This is a genomic window from Jatrophihabitans sp., assembly GCF_036389215.1.
GTDB lineage: Bacteria > Actinomycetota > Actinomycetes > Mycobacteriales > Jatrophihabitantaceae > Jatrophihabitans_A.
Genome location: NZ_DASVQG010000139.1, coordinates 1 through 16,049, shown reverse-complemented (window position 1 = coordinate 16,049; position 16,049 = coordinate 1). Strand labels below are relative to the sequence as shown.

At 67.8% G+C, this 16,049-nt stretch carries 13 protein-coding genes and 1 pseudogene; 4 read left to right on the top strand and 10 right to left on the bottom strand.

Annotated elements, in window-relative coordinates:
* Window position 1: 1 nt before the first annotated feature.
* The 8 genes from VF542_RS06690 to VF542_RS06655 all read right to left on the bottom strand — a co-directional run bounded on the left by VF542_RS06690 (window position 2) and on the right by VF542_RS06655 (window position 8,284).
* Window positions 2-1,171, bottom strand: a complete 1,170-nt coding sequence (locus VF542_RS06690) for a C40 family peptidase (RefSeq protein WP_408650921.1) — start codon at window positions 1,169-1,171, stop codon at window positions 2-4.
* On the bottom strand, window positions 1,164-2,738 hold the full coding sequence (locus tag VF542_RS06685; RefSeq protein ID WP_408650920.1) for an ATP-binding protein: 1,575 nt from the start codon (window positions 2,736-2,738) through the stop codon (window positions 1,164-1,166). The genes VF542_RS06690 and VF542_RS06685 overlap by 8 nt, the downstream gene beginning before the upstream one ends.
* Window positions 2,735-4,276: an SCO6880 family protein gene (locus VF542_RS06680; RefSeq protein ID WP_408650919.1), complete on the bottom strand. Its 1,542-nt coding sequence runs from the start codon at window positions 4,274-4,276 to the stop codon at window positions 2,735-2,737. The genes VF542_RS06685 and VF542_RS06680 overlap by 4 nt, the downstream gene beginning before the upstream one ends.
* Window positions 4,273-5,799 carry a hypothetical protein gene (locus tag VF542_RS06675; protein WP_408650918.1) on the bottom strand — a complete coding sequence of 509 codons (1,527 nt, stop codon included), beginning with the start codon at window positions 5,797-5,799 and terminating at the stop codon, window positions 4,273-4,275. The genes VF542_RS06680 and VF542_RS06675 overlap by 4 nt, the downstream gene beginning before the upstream one ends.
* On the bottom strand, window positions 5,796-6,653 hold the full coding sequence (locus VF542_RS06670) for a hypothetical protein (RefSeq protein ID WP_408650917.1): 858 nt from the start codon (window positions 6,651-6,653) through the stop codon (window positions 5,796-5,798). Before VF542_RS06670 ends, VF542_RS06675 begins: the two co-directional genes overlap by 4 nt.
* Entirely contained in the window at window positions 6,653-7,003 is a 351-nt protein-coding gene (locus VF542_RS06665) for a hypothetical protein (protein ID WP_408650916.1), read from the bottom strand. Before VF542_RS06665 ends, VF542_RS06670 begins: the two co-directional genes overlap by 1 nt.
* Window positions 7,000-7,920: a hypothetical protein gene (locus VF542_RS06660; RefSeq protein WP_408650915.1), complete on the bottom strand. Its 921-nt coding sequence runs from the start codon at window positions 7,918-7,920 to the stop codon at window positions 7,000-7,002. The genes VF542_RS06665 and VF542_RS06660 overlap by 4 nt, the downstream gene beginning before the upstream one ends.
* 67 nt (window positions 7,921-7,987) lie before the next feature.
* The gene (locus tag VF542_RS06655; RefSeq protein WP_408650914.1) at window positions 7,988-8,284 is read right to left on the bottom strand and encodes a hypothetical protein; all 297 of its coding nucleotides are present in this window, start codon (window positions 8,282-8,284) and stop codon (window positions 7,988-7,990) included.
* Window positions 8,285-8,314: 30 nt separating this feature from the next.
* Between VF542_RS06655 and VF542_RS06650 the strand changes: the two genes are divergently transcribed.
* Window positions 8,315-8,893, top strand: coding sequence for a hypothetical protein (locus tag VF542_RS06650; protein ID WP_408650913.1), 579 nt, complete (start codon window positions 8,315-8,317; stop codon window positions 8,891-8,893).
* Between the two features lie 156 nt (window positions 8,894-9,049).
* Here the strand turns inward: VF542_RS06650 and VF542_RS06645 are convergent, their stop codons facing one another.
* Window positions 9,050-10,111, bottom strand: a complete 1,062-nt coding sequence (locus tag VF542_RS06645; protein WP_408650912.1) for a hypothetical protein — start codon at window positions 10,109-10,111, stop codon at window positions 9,050-9,052.
* Window positions 10,112-10,428: 317 nt separating this feature from the next.
* Between VF542_RS06645 and VF542_RS06640 the strand changes: the two genes are divergently transcribed.
* From VF542_RS06640 to VF542_RS06630, 3 genes and pseudogenes are all read left to right on the top strand, one after another.
* On the top strand, window positions 10,429-11,190 hold the full coding sequence (locus tag VF542_RS06640; protein WP_408650911.1) for a pentapeptide repeat-containing protein: 762 nt from the start codon (window positions 10,429-10,431) through the stop codon (window positions 11,188-11,190).
* A 99-nt stretch (window positions 11,191-11,289) separates the two neighbouring features.
* Window positions 11,290-11,445: pseudogene (locus tag VF542_RS06635) on the top strand (IS30 family transposase); the annotation flags it as partial.
* Between the two features lie 323 nt (window positions 11,446-11,768).
* Window positions 11,769-13,436 (top strand): GDSL-type esterase/lipase family protein, encoded by a 1,668-nt coding sequence (locus tag VF542_RS06630; protein WP_408650910.1) that lies wholly within the window; start codon window positions 11,769-11,771, stop codon window positions 13,434-13,436.
* Window positions 13,437-13,770: 334 nt separating this feature from the next.
* Here VF542_RS06630 and VF542_RS06625 read toward each other — a convergent pair whose 3' ends face one another.
* Window positions 13,771-15,966 (bottom strand): AfsR/SARP family transcriptional regulator, encoded by a 2,196-nt coding sequence (locus VF542_RS06625; protein ID WP_408650909.1) that lies wholly within the window; start codon window positions 15,964-15,966, stop codon window positions 13,771-13,773.
* Window positions 15,967-16,049 lie beyond the last annotated feature (83 nt).

Sequence of the window (16,049 nt, the reverse complement as noted above, 5' to 3'; positions counted from 1 at the left end):
ATCAGCCGATGCGCCGGACGCCGGTGATCTGCCCGGACCATTCGGTGGCCTCCGTCAACTCGACCGGCACACCGGCCATCGGCGCCTGAATGAGATAGAGATGCCGGCCGTCGGGCTTGTCGACGTACCCGGCGACCATGCCGACGTGCCCCGGGTTGGCAGCGGTGCCGTCCGAGCCGGGAATCATGACCAGGTCGCCACCGACAGCCTGGCTCAAATTCGTGGACCCGGCCGTACCGCTGGATGCTTGCCCGGCCGCAAGATGTGGCAGGGCGACACCCGCGGCGGCCCAAGCCGCCATCGTCAACCCGCTGCAGTCGAAGGCGTTCGGGCCAGCGGCTGCGAACAGGTAGGGCTTGCCGAGCTGCGCCAGGGCGTACCTGACCGCCAGATGGCCCTTGGCCGAGCCGCTGATCACGAAACCGGCCGGAATCGTCGTTGTGCCGGACACGTTGTGGCCGGTCGGCCCGACGATCTCCCCCGCCACTGTTCCGCCCCCAACAGGGATCGCGCCGCCGCCACCCGCGCAGATCGCCGGGTCGGAGCCAATCGCCGGGGTGGCCGTTGCGGTGCCGCCAGCGCCGGCGGCCGGGATGCCGCTGGGTGCCGGCCCGGCAGCGGCCGCAGCGGCTGGCCAGAACTGTCCGACGATCTGCCGCGCCAGCGGAGCGGTGGGCTGGTAGCGGTCGGGATACTTCGAGATCTGAACGGTCTGCGCGTCGACGCCGATAGTGTTGTGCTGCCAATTCGGGACCGTGAGAAGGCGGTCGAGGAAGGCGTTGGTCGCCTTCACCGGGTCGTCCGCGACCTGTTTGGTGTAGATCGAGATCCGCTGCTGGAAAAGGCCTTCGGAGTCGTGGTCGGTCTGGGTGAGCTGGTTGCGCAGCTTGATCTCGGTGTAAGAGGTGGCGACCGCGACGACCGCTGCGAAGGAGGGCAGGTGCCGCCCTGCGGCGACGGACACGATCGTTCGCGCGTTGCCCAGCTGCTCGGCGTCGAGCTGAACGTTACCGATCGTCTGCGCGGTCCCGCCGCCGCCACAGATGCTGGATGTCGACGATGCATTCGCGCCGCCGGCCGCGATCACCATCAGCACCGAGACCGTCGCCAGGAACGGCAGCGCGGCAACACCAATCGCGAGCCTCGCGCCATTATTGGTCTGGTCAGCCATGACTCACGCCACCCCGCCGAAGACCCCCGGTGCCGGCCGGGGTGGTCTCTAACCGTTGACCTGGCGCGGTGATCGCGTCGTTGGTGTTGGTCAGCGCGACGTCGATCGAGGTGCGGACGGTTTGCACCTTCGCGACATGCGAGCCGATCAGCCACAGCGCCCGGCCCTTGGCCTCGGTGGCCCAGTCGGTGACGATCCGCTCGGCCATCGGTGTGAGGCCGAGCAGGTTGGACAGCTCGTCGCCGATCTGGTCGTCCTGACCGAACAGCACCTTCGTGGCGCACAGGTGCATCAGGTCTTTGGCGATCGCCACGGCCTGGCTGCCGGCATCGCCGACGGTGAGCATGTCCGAGGGCTTGTGCGCGATGACGGCCTGGATGCAGCCGTCGTGCCGCGACAGCCGCAGGTCCGCGTCGAGGGACTTGACCGCGTCGACGCCGAGGCGCATCTGCTTCCAGCACTCGTCGCGGATGATGATGCGCAGGTCGCGCGGTTCGGCGACCTGCGTCATCGCCCGGCCCCACGAGTTGAGGCAGGTCAGTGCGACCCCGACCGCTTCGTCGCCGAGCGGGTCCAGCCGGGACAGCGACAGCGATTGGATCGGCGCCCGCCAGTCGACGTCGACCGTGGTGGCCGCGTCGAATAGCCCGGCCAGGTGACCCTTGACCAGTGACCCGAGCGCGTCGCGCATCGGGCGGGTCTCGTCGAGGAAGTGCTGCCGGTCGGAGTAGCGGCAGTCGATGATCAGCTGCTCGGTCGGATTGTTGAGCGCCTCCCAGAGCTGCGGGATGGTGATCTCGGCCATCCGGTCCGCCCCGGCCGCGTAGCCGGTGAGGTCGCGGATCACCCGACCGACGGCGGTCTCAGCGGTCGGGCCGAAAGGCACGTGCTGTGAGCCGACCAAGCCCCGAATGAGCAGCAGCCAACGGGAGAACACCATCGCCGCGCGCCGTTGCGCCTCGGCCCGCGGCAGGACGGTCCAGTCGTTGCCCAGCGGCCCGAAATCGAGAGGGTTGATGCGGGCGGGCAGGCCGTGCCCGACCGCGTGCGGCTGCACGCCGAGCGCTCGGCACAACGGCTCGTACTCGTCCTTGACATCGCCCAGGATCAGGGTGCGGTAGGAGTAGGCCATCATCCGCAGGCAGAACATCTTCACAGTGCCCGACTTGCCGCGGCCGGGAGCGCCGAAGAACATCATGTTCGGGTTGGTCACGCCGGCGATGCTTGACAGGGTCCAGCCGATCGGGTCGACGTGGAACGCGCCGCCGGACAGGAAGTCGATGCCCAGCTGCGCGCCGGTCGGCGGCAGCCCGTCGCCGGCGATCAGCGGCCACACTCCGCCGACCTGTTCCGAGGTCATCCGGTACACCTGCAACGGAGTCGGCACCGGCGCCCAGCCGCTGGAGCGACCGGTGCGGCCATGCTTGCCAACCATCGCGGTGAACGGGTCGGCGGCCTTCGCCCGGGCTGGCGCGGGCGCCAGCGGGGGGAGCTCGTGACCGAAGTCGGCTACCAGCTGCGCGATGCCCCTTCCGTTGCGGTGGCCGTCGCCGATGCGGCGGCTCACTTGACGCCTCGCCGCTTGGGCAGCCCGATGCCTAGTGGAATGCAGGCTGCGGCGAAGCCTGAGTCCTGGGCCAGGTCCAGGCGGAGCGGCGTGAATCCGGAGCCGGTGATGTTGGCTTCCAACCGTCGCCCGTAGTCGGTGATCGAGACGGTGTTGGGCACCGTGACTGCGGCGGCGATGCCGACCCGCACGAGGGCGTTGCCGTCGGCCAGCCGGACGTCCTGACCCTCGACCCTGGCGGCGTCGCGGCGGTGCGAGGCCCGGACTTTGAACCCGGACTTGCGGCGTAACTCGGCCGACAGGTCCGCTGACATTGACTCAGCTCCGACCATCCGGTCGGCCTTGCCGTGGCTGATCGGCTCGAAGAAGACGGTGACCGAGCGCCGCTCGCCCGCCGCGGTCGGTGTGAAGACCGGCGCGAGGGCGCCCATCACGGCACCTTTGTCGGGCAGCAGGATCGTGCAGGTCATCGAGTGCCAGGCGTCGTGGGCGTAGTGGCGGCGCTCCGGGGTTGGGGTCGATGTCGGTCCGGCGGCTGCCATCGGCAACGTCGCCGCGACGTTCGGATCGCTCTGAGCGGCGATGTCGGCCGCCGTCAAGCCCGCCCGGTCGCCCGGCGCGAACCCGGTGCGGATCGCCGCCGCTAGCGCGGGCGAGTCCAGCCAGGTCACGCTGGCGCAGCCGACCGGCCCCATCAGCTGGGCCTGCACCTCGCCCATCACCCCGTACAGGATCCGAGCCCGGCCGTCGATGCCACCGCCGGCTTCCTTGGCCTGCTTAGCGATCCGGGCGTCCGGCGCAACGATCGTCACGAACGCCTCGTGTCGAACCCCGGCCTGGGTCATCACCTGCGCGAGCTCGGCGTTGACCGCCAGGGCCAGGTTCGGCGCGTCCTTGCGCAGGTTGGCCTGCTGCCACGCGACGCGTTCGGCGCCGTCGTCGGGGATGGTGCGGATCTGCAACGCGATCACCGACACCAGCTCCGCTGTCGCGGCGCCCTCCAGCAGCTCGGACAGACCATTGCCCATCCGGGTCCGCGCCGGCACCTCAGACAGGCCGATGCCAGGATGGGTGATGCGGGCGACGACCGCCCAGGTGCGCTCCCGGTTGTCGGCCACGATCGCCGGGCGGGCCAGCAGCGGACCGAACGGCGGGCCGTCGTGGGTGCGGATGCCCGACAGCACCCCGGGCAGGTCCGCCTCGTCGAAGTTCTCGATGGTGCCCGCGGCAGCCTTGGACTGCCAATCAGCCCAACCTAGAACAACTCCTACGCAGCGAAGAAGGGAATCGGCCGCCCAGCGCAACGCTGAGCGGCCCCGGACGGGGACCGCGACGAGCACGATCAGCACCGCCCACGCTGGCAACCAACCCAGCGCCAACAGCCACTGGTGCGTTCCCGCGGCGGTGAGCAGCGGCAGCCCGCCGAGCAGGATCGTGATCCAGGCACCGCCGCCGAGGCCGAGGAACCAGCCCTGCTTGTCCTTCGACCAGCCGCCGTAGCGGATAGGTCCAGCTTCGGTATCGGATTGGCGGTTCATAGCGCGATCACCGCGACGGCTGCCTCAGAGCCGCCCGCCGCACCCGCACCACCGGCTCCGGCACCACCCGCTCCACCAGGTTCACCGGGAAGGCCGCCGCCCGGCACGGGAGGCGTGGGAGGCTCAGGCGCCGACCCGCCCCCCGTTTCGCCAGTCCCGCCGCTCGAGTCAGACGACCCGCCGTTGGAGAACCCCCGGCGGCCGGAGCCGGAATTGCGAGTGCTGCGCTCGTCGGTCGGAGTCATGCTGTAGCCGGGTGAGCCGACGCCGGCCTGGCCCAGGATGTCCGAGCCGAGGTCGGCCGCCCTGTGCGCCACGGAGGTGGCGACCTGCAGGCCGGTGCCGAACGCGCCCAGCGCGCTGGACAGCCGCGACTGCGTCTGGGACTCGGCTCCGGACTCACCGCCGGAGCGGCCATCGCCGCTGCTCCGGGTCGCGGCGGAGCTGCCCGTGGACCGGGCGCCGCCGCTGATGATCCCCGACATGCCGCCAGCGTCCGACCACGACTGCCGCAGCGCGGCACCCGAGGCGGTGCCGGGTTCGACGAAGGCGAGCAGCCGGAACAAGATCATCGGGCAGCAGGCGCCGACCGCGATCACGATGCAGCCGATGACCGCCATCCCGGCGTGCGCGGTGTTGGTGGCGTTGGCGAAGTCGCTGATCTGCTGGGCGTTGCCCAGCGGCTCGCACAACGTGCCGCCGCACATCGCCGGCTTGGGCGGGTCGATGACGCCGGTCGACAGCTTCACTCCGACGCCGAGCAGCAGCGCGGCCATCGGCGAGATCAGCAAGCAGGAGAAGAACCAGCGCAGCGTCTTCCAGAACCACACCTTGCCGGTCTCGGACACCAGGCCGCCAGCTGAGATCGGCGCGGTGCCTACCAGGATGAGCAGCGCAGCCTCCCGGACGAACATGATCAGCAGGTAGAAGAACGCGGCCGGGATGACGATGAGCAACCCGAGCACGCCGAGCACGGTGGCCAGCGTGATGTCGCCGACCTTGTCCGGGAACGACTCGCTCAGATCAACATGGGACAGGTCCTGCGCGTGCAGCATCTGCGCCAAGATTGCGTGCTGAAGTCCGGCCGCCGCCGCGACGAATCCAGCCGCAAGGCCGAGATAGCCCACCCACACGACCCCGAACTGCGCAATGCCGATCAGCACCCGTCCCATGGACTGCCCGTCGCGGCGGACCAGCGCCACCGTCAGCTGGACGAACATCATGATCACCGCGAGGGTGGCGCCGAACCACAGCGTCGTCGGCAGCACCGACCCGATCGGCCCGGTCGCCGACAGATCGGGTGTGGCGAACGCGTCGATGACCTGAAAGGAAAGTTTGAGCAACCAGAGCGCGGCCGACCACAGCCCGGTCATCGAGGTCAGCCACACGTCGCCGACGGCAGCCGAGGCGGCGCTGCCCAGCCACTTCAGCGGGTTGGCGTCACCGACACCGAATGCCTCGACCGTCTGCCCACGGCACGGCAGTCGGGCGCAGCCCGAGGCGAGCACGGCGACGCCGGTCATCGGCTCGTGACCTGTCGCAGATCCCGGTAACCGACGGCGATCGCGGTGTCAGTGTCCGGCCAGACGGACGGCGCAGGCGCGGGTTCGGAGCCGGGGCCGATCATCCAACGGCTGCCGGTCCAGACCATCCGCTGGCAGTCGGCCACGGCTCCCCGTGAGGTCTGCTGCAAGGTCACGTCGACCTCGAAGTCGACGCAGGGAAGCACGAAGTCCAGCCCGACACTTCCCTTGATCTGACCCATCAGCGGATGGGCCACGATCGCGAGCCGGTCGTTGCCGCCGCCGGACAGCCCGGCCGCGTCGAAGAACTCAGCCATCGCCCGCACACCCGACCAGCTGCTGGTAGTAGGGCCGCCGGGCAGAGCCCAAGCGCGAATGACTTCGCGGGCGCCAGCGAGGGTGCCCGACTCCAGCGCGGTCTGGTCGATCGCGGCCAGCTGAGCCATGGCCCCCTGCGGGGTGCGCGGGAAGCCGGTCGGAACCCGCGCCGGACCGGTGCTCGTCGGAGCCGGCAGGGTGATGGGCGTGCCGGGATCGTTAGCCGACACCGGTCCGGGGTGGGATGCCTCCTCGTCGACGCTGAGCATCGGCTTGTCGGCCAGCACGTCCCACGGGTCAAGGGCGGCACCGGACTGCAGCGACGTGCTGGTACCGCCGCCGCCCGTCGTGCTGGTGCTGCTGATTGGGCTTTGTTCGGCCGTGTGCCGGGCAGGGTGAACGGCGTAGACCACGGCCAGCACGATTCCGATAAGCAGGAGCCCCGCAGTCACCCCGGCTCCGATCAGAAGGGCGAGCATCTTCTGGCGCGACCACTCCGGGCTCGGCCGGTAGTTGGCGCCTCGGCGGCTGAGCATCAGCAGCCGCTTCCGGTGATGCTGGTGATGATCACGTAGCCGACGACGTAGATGATCGCGCCAACCAGGCAGATCATCAGCCCGTCGAAGCCGAGCCGGGCACCCTTGGGGTGGTGCGTCACGCGGCCCCAGATCAGCATCCCGACCGAGAGGAAGAATGAGATGGCCAGAACGGCCAGCACGCCCCACTTGACCCACGCCAGGATCTGGTCAGCCCAGGTCTGCATTCCTGGTGGCGCCTGCGGGCACACACCATCCCCGCCGGTGGATGTAGACGAAGGATCCGGCGTTGCGGCCATCGCCGTCGCGAGCTTCAACACCAGCGCGGTATTCATCGCAGTCGTCTTCACTCGGTTCCTTTCCTTCGGGGCGCCGACTGCGTCGACGCGGTCGTGTCCGAGTGGGCGGCGTCGATCAGTGCCAGCAGCGACCGGCCAGCGGCAGCGACCGGCTTCGGCAATGGGGAGCTGGTGAGGCCGGTGACCTCGAGCCGCCGATCCGTGGGCACGGTCACGACGGCGTTCTCCGCGTGCAGTTCACGCAGCCACGGACCGAGGCTGGCGTTGACCTCACCCGGCCATCTGCCACCGCCTAAGGAGGCGATGATCACCGGCCCGGTGACCGCGTTGAGGAGCTGCTCGGCCAGTCGCACTCCGGGCACGGTCGGGCGGCACACGACCACCGTGCGGCAGCCGCTCGCGGCGAACCGGGTGAGGCTGTCGGGTGTCGGTAGGCCGAGGTCAACGACGACTAGTCCGTCCTGCGAGCCCAGGAGTGCAGGCCAGCCGGTCGGGATGTCACTGTCCGCCCGCCGGTGGATGGTGACCCGGCCGCGGCTTCCGCGCCGCCATGCCCCATCAGGGTCGAGGCCGAGTTCAGCATGGGCAGCGGTGACCAACCCGGACCGGGCCGGATAAGCCGTTTCGACGAGGTGCGCGTCCCTTCCCACCGCGGCGGCCGCGTCCGCGATCGCCAGCGCGACGGTGGACGCACCCGCTCCCGCGTGAGCCGCGACCACACTCACCCATCGCCCCAGCCCGTCGATCGGCTGCACCAAGGACGCATCCGCAGGCCAGCCGCCTTGCCCGGCACCGATGAACAGCTCGGTAGGCACCAACGGCGGCGCCGCCTCGGATGGTTCCCGAGCCCGCAGCGCGCGCAACGCCTGCTGTACTTCAGCTACCGACAGCAGCCGGTTGCCAGGAGCGGCCTCGTTGCGGTTGTCCTTGACGCGCTGATCAGGTGCTTGAACTCGGCACAGGGTCATGCCGACGCATCGCCCGACACGCGGACCGTCCCTAAGCGGGACGCCGAGTCGGCGGACTCCCGCTGCCTCATGCGACGGCCCTCAGGTAGTCGCGGCTGGCCGCGCGTACCGCGTCCAGGGCTCGCGCACGGTGCCTGAAGAACGTCCGTCGGGGCAATCCGAACTCAGCGGCTACCAGATCGTCAGGCCTACTAAGGGCACCGTCGGCGCGGGCCTGCTCGGTCCGGACCAACAGAGCGATGTCGTTCGCGTCGACCCCGCAGCGGGCGGCGGCCCACCACAGCAGGTCGGCCAGGTCAATGTCCTCGTCGTGGGCCACGGTGACCGGCCGCCCGAGCGGGGTGGCCTGCCACCGTGGACTCATCGGATCCAGGAGGCGCTCAGCCCGGTACCGATGCCGCGACGTGGAGGGCCGGAACTGCGCGAGCACGGCGCGGCGGGTGTCCCAGCGCAGACCCGCCGCGACCGCACGCGTCCGCTGCCGCCACCGGTAGTTCCGGATCTGGCACGTCAGCTCGCTGACGATCACACCGACCATTCCAGGCGCGAGATCACGCAACTGGACAGCCATGGGGCAGACCCAGTCGCTGAGCAGGTGCAGGGTCAGCAACAAGGCATCGTCGTCGGCGCCGCCGTCAACCGCGGCCTGGCGTACCAGGGCGCTCAAAATATCGTCAGCGCGAGCCGCGTCGGCACCCACCGCGAGCAGGGGCAGCAAGTCATCCGCAACGACGTGCAGACCGGCAAGCCGATCGTCGTCCACGGCCCACCACTCGAGCGCATCCGTGGACTCGATCCGCTCAACCAGTGCCTGCCAACTCCCGGCAATGCTGTGATCGTGAAACATCCCTGCGGTCCTCCGTCATCGGTTGCTGATACCGATGACGCTCCGCAAAGCGGGTCAACGATCTGTCACCCCAATTCGGGGATGACAGATCGTTCAACCGTTGCAATGGCCACGAGCCCGCAGTGAGACAGCGACTTTCCTCCACTCGGTACAGGCGAGGGTTAACCTCAGAGGATGGCCCGGCTGACCAAGGGGTTAACGTGCAGCGAGTCACGACCCAAGGGCGTCCCTACTGCGCCGCACCGCCGCACCCGCGGGGTGACACGGCCTTGAACGACGCGCTCAGGCCCGGTCGGGTGGTCCGGTGACGCGGAATCTGCGCCGGCGCCGTTTGGCGGGGGCGGCGGTGGAGAATGTCAAGTCGACAATCGTGCGTTCATCGGGATGCAGGTCGCTGCGCAGCAAGGTCATCAGCTGCGCCGACTGCGTGCGCTCCTCGACGCTGTTGTTTGGCACGGGCAGGTGCAGCCTGTCGTACAACAGGAATCGATTTAAGTCGACCACGGTCGCCAGCGCGGTGCCGTAGTCAGCGGCCAGGGTGACCGCACCCCGATAAAACACGTACGCCAGCGCGTACGGTCCGACTGCAATCAGCAGCCACAGCCCGTCACGCCACAGGAACACGACCGCGAGCAGGCTAGCGAGCAGATTGATGACCACAAGGCGCACCGCCAGATCCATTTGGGTGCGTTGGTCATCGACGTAATCGGTGTGGTCGCGCGGGGCAATCAGGCCAACATGCGGCGCAATTGTCGGCACACCGAGCCCGTACGGCTCGCCGCCCTCGGATTCGTACCGACGCAGGATGTTGCCTAGACGGGTGGGGCGCACATCGTTGGGCCTGTGCGGGTAGGACGCGAGCGCCCGATTAGCCTCGTCGAACCGCACCAGGTGCACTAGGTTGCCTTCTGACACAGGCTCGTGGTCGGGGTTCAGGGGCGACTCCCCCGCGGCTTCCAGCATCCGAATGGCCTCGGCCACGGTCGTGTTCAGTGTCTTGCGGACCTGGCGGTGGTGCTCGATGCGCCGGAGCATCAGCCAGGTCGCCAACTTCGACGTGCCCCAGTAGCCCTCGGCGAGCTGGACCAGCGTGTACTGCAGCGGCTGCAGCACCAGCCCGACAAGCAGGCTGGCCAGCGCAATCTGCCCGACCTTGCCGAACCCGCCGTCACCGAGCGAGGAAAAGCCATGACCGAAATCGGGATGGCCACTCCATGCCTGGGAGTTGTGCAGCACGAGGACGAACGTCACTAGCAGCGCTGACGGGATGACGCTGAGAATCGAGAAGTACCGGCCAATCGTTTGCGCCGGGCTAGCGAGCGCGTCGAACGGCGAGTCGGCCATGACGTGTTCAGGCTAGTTTGTGCCCGTCAGGGCATTTACCGGTACTGAGCAGCAGAACGTTCGAATTGCACTTGGGGCAGTACACGACCCGCGGCCCACCGCCGATCGGCTTAGCCGGTTCGGGACCGGGAGGTCGCTGCGGCGGCCTACTCATTCCCCACCACCGGCGGCATGGCCAGACCAATGCGTGAGCGGGAGCGGTTCGCTCGTCGCAGCCATAGTCGGCCCCCCTCAAGTTACCGTGAAGCCTAAACCTCAAATTGAGTTCCGTCGACACGCCGACGCAGAGGAAGTTCCGGCCGGGGTCAGCTGCGACCATGACCGGCATGAGCCCCGGTGCTGATGCGGCATCGTCAACCGCCGGCGCCGGACAGCGCGCGATGAGATCCAACCTGTGGCTTGCCGTCCCCGTGACCGGCATCGCTGCGTTGGCCGTGGCGAGCCAGTTCGGCGGGACCGCCGCCGTGCTACGGATGGCGGTCCTCGCCGTCGCACTCACCGTAATTGCGGCCGCCGCAATCACGTTGACCGGCCTCGCCCGCAGCGGCAGCGTAGCCATCGCAGTAGTCGCTGCCGCTGCTGCCCTCACCGTCCTCGCCATGCCCTCGGTGAACCGACACCTGGCCACCAACAGGGGACACCATTCCGAACCGGCCGCTAGCAAAACGGCAAGCGCCAGCACACCGACTGCAGACGGAACCGCCACTCGAACGCCACCATCGACGCCGTCACCATCGCCCCGGCCGACCGCCGCCGCGAAAAGCCGTGCCGGGGCGGACCTGTCAGGCGCCCGCCTCGACGGTGCTGACCTGCGCGGTCGTGACCTGGCCTCCGCGACTCTTCGCGGCACAGGGTTGGCCGGAGCCGACCTGGCGGGTGCTGGCTTGGATGACGCCGACCTCTCCGGTGCGAAACTCGCGGGCGCGTGCCTGCGCGGAGCTCATCTGCGTGACGCCGTCCTGGCCGGCGCGGACCTGTCCGGGGCGGACATCACTGGCGCGGCCATGCCTGAGGGCTTCAACCCCGCCGCCCATCACACCCGCCCCGTTGGTGATCCACCCGCGCCGAGCTGCCACTAACCTTCGGCACGCGACCAGCTCTTGGGATAAGTCATTTCCCGGGCCCGCCAGACACGACTCTTAGGGCCCCTCGCCGGCCGCTTTACAACCACAGAGGCACCCAAGGGCACCGACCTCTCGCGCTGGACCGCCGGTGGGGTCGTAAGCAGTCGCCGCCGCCCTTAACGGAGGCCACGAAGGACACTGGACTGCAAGACACCCGCCGAAGCCCTCAACCAGCATCTACTCTCGATAGGACAGGTCGGTGTTGCGACGACGGTTGGGTCTGGGTTTGCTCCGGCACGCCATGTGCGCAACCTAAAGACCGGCACCTACGACGCTGGCTGCAATGACGCGGCTGTGGTTGGCAGTTCGAGCAGACCCACTCGTCACTCGGCCACGCTCCAGGCTCCGCACCTGGCCTCGCGTATCAGCGTCACTTACCTACCCAACCTCGGCGGTTCACGGGACTAAGCGCGACCGGAATCAGCGGACATGCTTGACAAGGGACCCCTCACCAAGACTTGACAAGGGGACCCCTCACCGAGAATTGTCCCTTCTAGCTTCGCGGACCGGATCCGCGAGCCACGGGGGACATTATGGCCAAGTACACCCGCGTGCTGCCGCACGCCCGAAAGACGTCACTTCTCGCCGCAGCCGCGCTTCTCGTCGTGCCGCTATTGCTGATGGTGGGCGGTGAGACCGCAGGGGCTTCAACCGCCAATACGATCGTCCAGGACCCTGACCAGTACTCATGTTCGCAACGCGGCTACATCGACTTTGAACAGTTCCCAGACGGAACGAATCTCTCCTCAACGACGTTTACCGGCGTGCAGTTCACGACCACGGGCGGATATACCTGGCAGGTCGGGGACTTCGCCACAGGCGCATACAACGGCAAGTATCCCAACGGTGCTTACACCAGCCAGGGCACGCATTGGGCGTGGTTGGGCACGGCCCAGGGCGCTGGCCGGATCGATCTCATCGAAGGTGCAGCTGCGCATTTCAGCGTTTTGGTTTCGGCTACCACATCCGTCGTCCTAGAGGCGTACGCTGCCGACGGAACACTGCTCGAAACAGCGGGGCCGAGCACCGCGGGTACTGGAAACGGCGAGATGGACGAACTGCGCGTTGATCGCCCCACCGCCGAAATTGATCATCTCCTCATCCACGACTCGGGCAACTACTTCCTCGTCGATGGAGTGTGCACCGACGCGCCGGGGGTCCCTAGCAATCAAGGCCACGGTGTCGTCGTCTCCTTTGGAGACTCGATCGCCGCCGGAGAGGGTTCCGGTCCTCATACCGGATACCCCAACAATGACAACGCCTACAGCGCCCGGCTTGCATCGAAGCTTGGCTGGTCGTCCTACAACTTTGCGATCAGCGGCGCCTGCGCAGCCACCAGCGGCAAGGGTGGTGTATGGGGGACGCCGAGTGAATGCACCAAGTCCGTCATCACGGACGAGATACCAGTGGCAGCTGCGATGAACCTCACGCCGAATCTTGTGACTGTCACCGTGGGTGCGAATGACATCCGTTTCGGTGACTGCATCCAGCAGGTGCTCGGTTTTGCTTCAAGCTCCCCCTGCACCGGCAAACCGTTCGCCGACCACCTCCAGGCGCTCAAGCTGAACCTCGGCATGGCGCTAGCGAAGATCCGTGATCTCTACGGCTCGAATGTGCCCATCGCGGTCACCCGTTACTTCTCCCCTATGCCTGGCCATGTGACCGACACCAAGGACGTGTGCACGGCAATGCCACCGCTTGCCCTGGCCAAGATCTACAAGGACAAGGGCGCCAGGGAGGCGGTCTGGGCGGTGCGCGATCTGGATAACCGCGCGTTCGACTACCAGAACTCCGTCGCAGATAGAACGTACGCGATTGTCGGGAAACTGAACTCCACGCTTAATACGACAGCGATGCCATACGGCGTGACTATGATTACGCTGGACTTCTCTGCTCATGATTTCTGTACCGACTATGACGGACACGCCGACGCATGGGTTCTCGCCCCGCAGGTAAATGTATTCGCGTCGTACTATGGCGCTGGGGGGTTGACATTCCAGCGGGAGCTCAAGCCCGCTCACAGGTGCGTAACGACTCCCTCCTGCGATACGACGACGCTCTTCGTGGACAAGAGCGGAGACTGGCTTAGGCAGCATTGGACATTCATCTTGAATTTCTGGTCGAACGATTTCCCACACCTCACCAAGCCGGGCCATGACGCCGTCGCCTCGCGGATCATCAAAACGCTCGGGCTTAAGTAGGCTTCCGGCAGGCCATAGCTGTCTTCGAGCGTGATCGTGATCGCAGTCCTGTCGGCACTTCGAAAGAGCGCGGCCCGAGAACTCGCAAACCCCTTACCGCAGCCGCGCATAACAACGGCGCGAATGGTGCGATGAACGAACTGGGAGCCCTATTCAGCGGTATAGCAGGTTAATTGGCACAATGCCCGTGCCTGTTCGAGGCCCTCCATCAGGATTTACTTAAGCGGCCTGAAGCGGATTTCGCTACACAGTTACTGGCGCAAATTTGCCCACGGCTCCGCCGGAGGACGCCGTCACTACCTTCATCGGTGGTGACGTCGGGCAAGGACGGCCTCTATCTCAGCCATTGCCGGCGGTGCAGGATTTCGGCGGTGCGAGGTGGCAGGTCTTCTTCGACTTCGGCGTCGTGGTTGGCCAGGATGCGTTTGATGTAGGCGTCGGCTTCGGCGCGGTTGCCTTGGGCGTCGCAGGCGGCGACGAGGTCTAGCAGCGGTACGTCTTCGCTGCTGCCTGCTTTCAGCGCGATGTGGGCGACGCTGGCCGCGAGCTCTGGTTCGCCGGCCGCGAGGTGGTGGGTGGCGACGATGTGTGCGACGTCGACGATCATGCCGGCGTAGATATGGTCGAGGGCGTTGTCGGCGAGCCACCGGTAGCCTTCCGGGCGGCGGTCGGAGAACGGCACGCCAGCCACGAGGTGAAGCGCGGCCCGTAGGTCGGGTATGCCGTCTGTTCCGCGGGCGGTGCCGCGGAGCCGCAGCCGGCGGAACAGTTCGGCGTCGACGAGGACGTCCTCGAGGTGGTACGGGTTGGCAAGCCCTGCGCCGATGCCTTTCGGGAGGTGCTCGCGTCCGGTTCGCTGGCTGATGCCGAGCCATTGGCGCACGATGGAGATCGACTGCCGGGCCTTGGTTTTGCTGGCGATGTTGGGGTCGTCGGGCCAGAGGGCGGTGCCGTAGGTCTCGACTGACACTCCGCCGGGCCGGGTGGCGAGGTAGGCGACGATTTCGGTGTTCCACAGCAGCCGGGGGTTGCGCTGCGGCAGGGATCCTTGCGCAGTGACGCTGGCGGGTCCGAGCAGCCGCACCTTCGGTTGGGTGCAGGCCGGGTCGTGCCAGGCGGCCAGGTCACGATCCAGCTCAGGATCGATGCTTTCGAGCTGCGCCCGGGTGGCTCGGTCGACATGCGGGGCGAGCGCGTTCAGGTCCGCCTGGGTGGTGGCGGTCTGGTCGAGGTAGGTCGCCCGTGACAGCGGAAGCACTGAATTGGTGACCGACAGCGCCGAACCGGCTCGGTCCTCAGCGGCGTGCGCTGCGGCGATGTCGCCACTCCTATGTTCGGTGCCGCGGCTGGTGTCGGGCAATGGAGCGGGGCGTGGGGTCGCTGCGGATGCGGCCTGCGGGTGGCGGAGGTTTCCGGCGGCGTCGGAGTACTCATCCCACGGCTTGCCACCCGCGGCGTCGGGGACGGGGTGGTCTTCGGTGGTGGCGGCGAGGGCGAGCATCTGCGCGAGCTGCGCTGCTTCGTCGGTCGGGATCTGATGAGCAACCAGCTCGATGTCGAGCGCAGGGATGTGGAGCGTTCCGTGTCCGTCGATTCTCAGCTGCCACCGCGTTGCATAGGCGTGGTGAGGATCGTTGATCAAGACCAGTGCCGTAGCGGTCCGCGACGAGTGCGCCCGCATGGTGGTGAGTAGCTGGTCGAGCCCTTCGGTGTCCTCGCCCGCGCTGGGAGCGATGAGGAGAATGTGCGGCGCCCAGGCGTCGCCGGCGATGTTGCGCAGCCGCCCGTCCAGGACGTCGACGCCTGCCTGGCGCAGCGCGTCGGTGGTGGAGGCAAGCTCGCCGTTCAGCGAGGCGATCGCCTTGTCGACGTCCTCGGTGTGGGTCAGCCGCTCGGGGTTCATGTCTGCCATTTCCTCGCCGAAGCCGGCGAGGGTTACCTGCAGCATCTCCGACCAGGCGTTGTGCGCGAGCTCGGCTGCGAGGAACCGGGCCAGGTTCAGGCACCTTTCCGGGTTCCCGGACAGCGACATCGCGCCGATCCGCTCAAGGTCGAGCAGCCAGTGCTCTCCCGCCGCGGTGTAACCGACCGAGGCGAGAGTCGGGAACGGCGCGAAGTGGTAGGCCTGCCCGGCCGGGTCATAGCCCAGGTCATCGTCGCGGTGGATTGACCAGCGGGTGCCGGTCTCATCGACCGTCCAAGGTTGGGGTGTGTCGGGCCGCGCGCCGGTAAGCACCAGCTCCAATGTGTCGGCGGTCATCCGGACCGCGACGACATCGGGCAGGCGGCCGGTGTCGGTAACGGCGAGAGAGTGGACAAGGCTGCGCAGCGCCTCGTTCAGCCAAGTCACGTCGGCCATCCCGGCCGTGCCGGTGGACAGCAGCGCATGTTCGACGCGCTGCAGCTCCGGCGGTGTCCGGCTGACGGTCCGGCCGGGATGCCGCCACCGGAACTGGCGCCGCCGATGGCGGAGAAGCGCGGCCAGTGAGACGCCCGCGAGTAGGACGCCGCCGCCTGCGAAGGCCACCATTGCCGCCTGGGAGGAGCTGCTCGTGGGCCGGCTGGCCGCTGGGCTGTCGTGCTGTTCGTGGCGGGATGCGGCAGGAGCCGAGG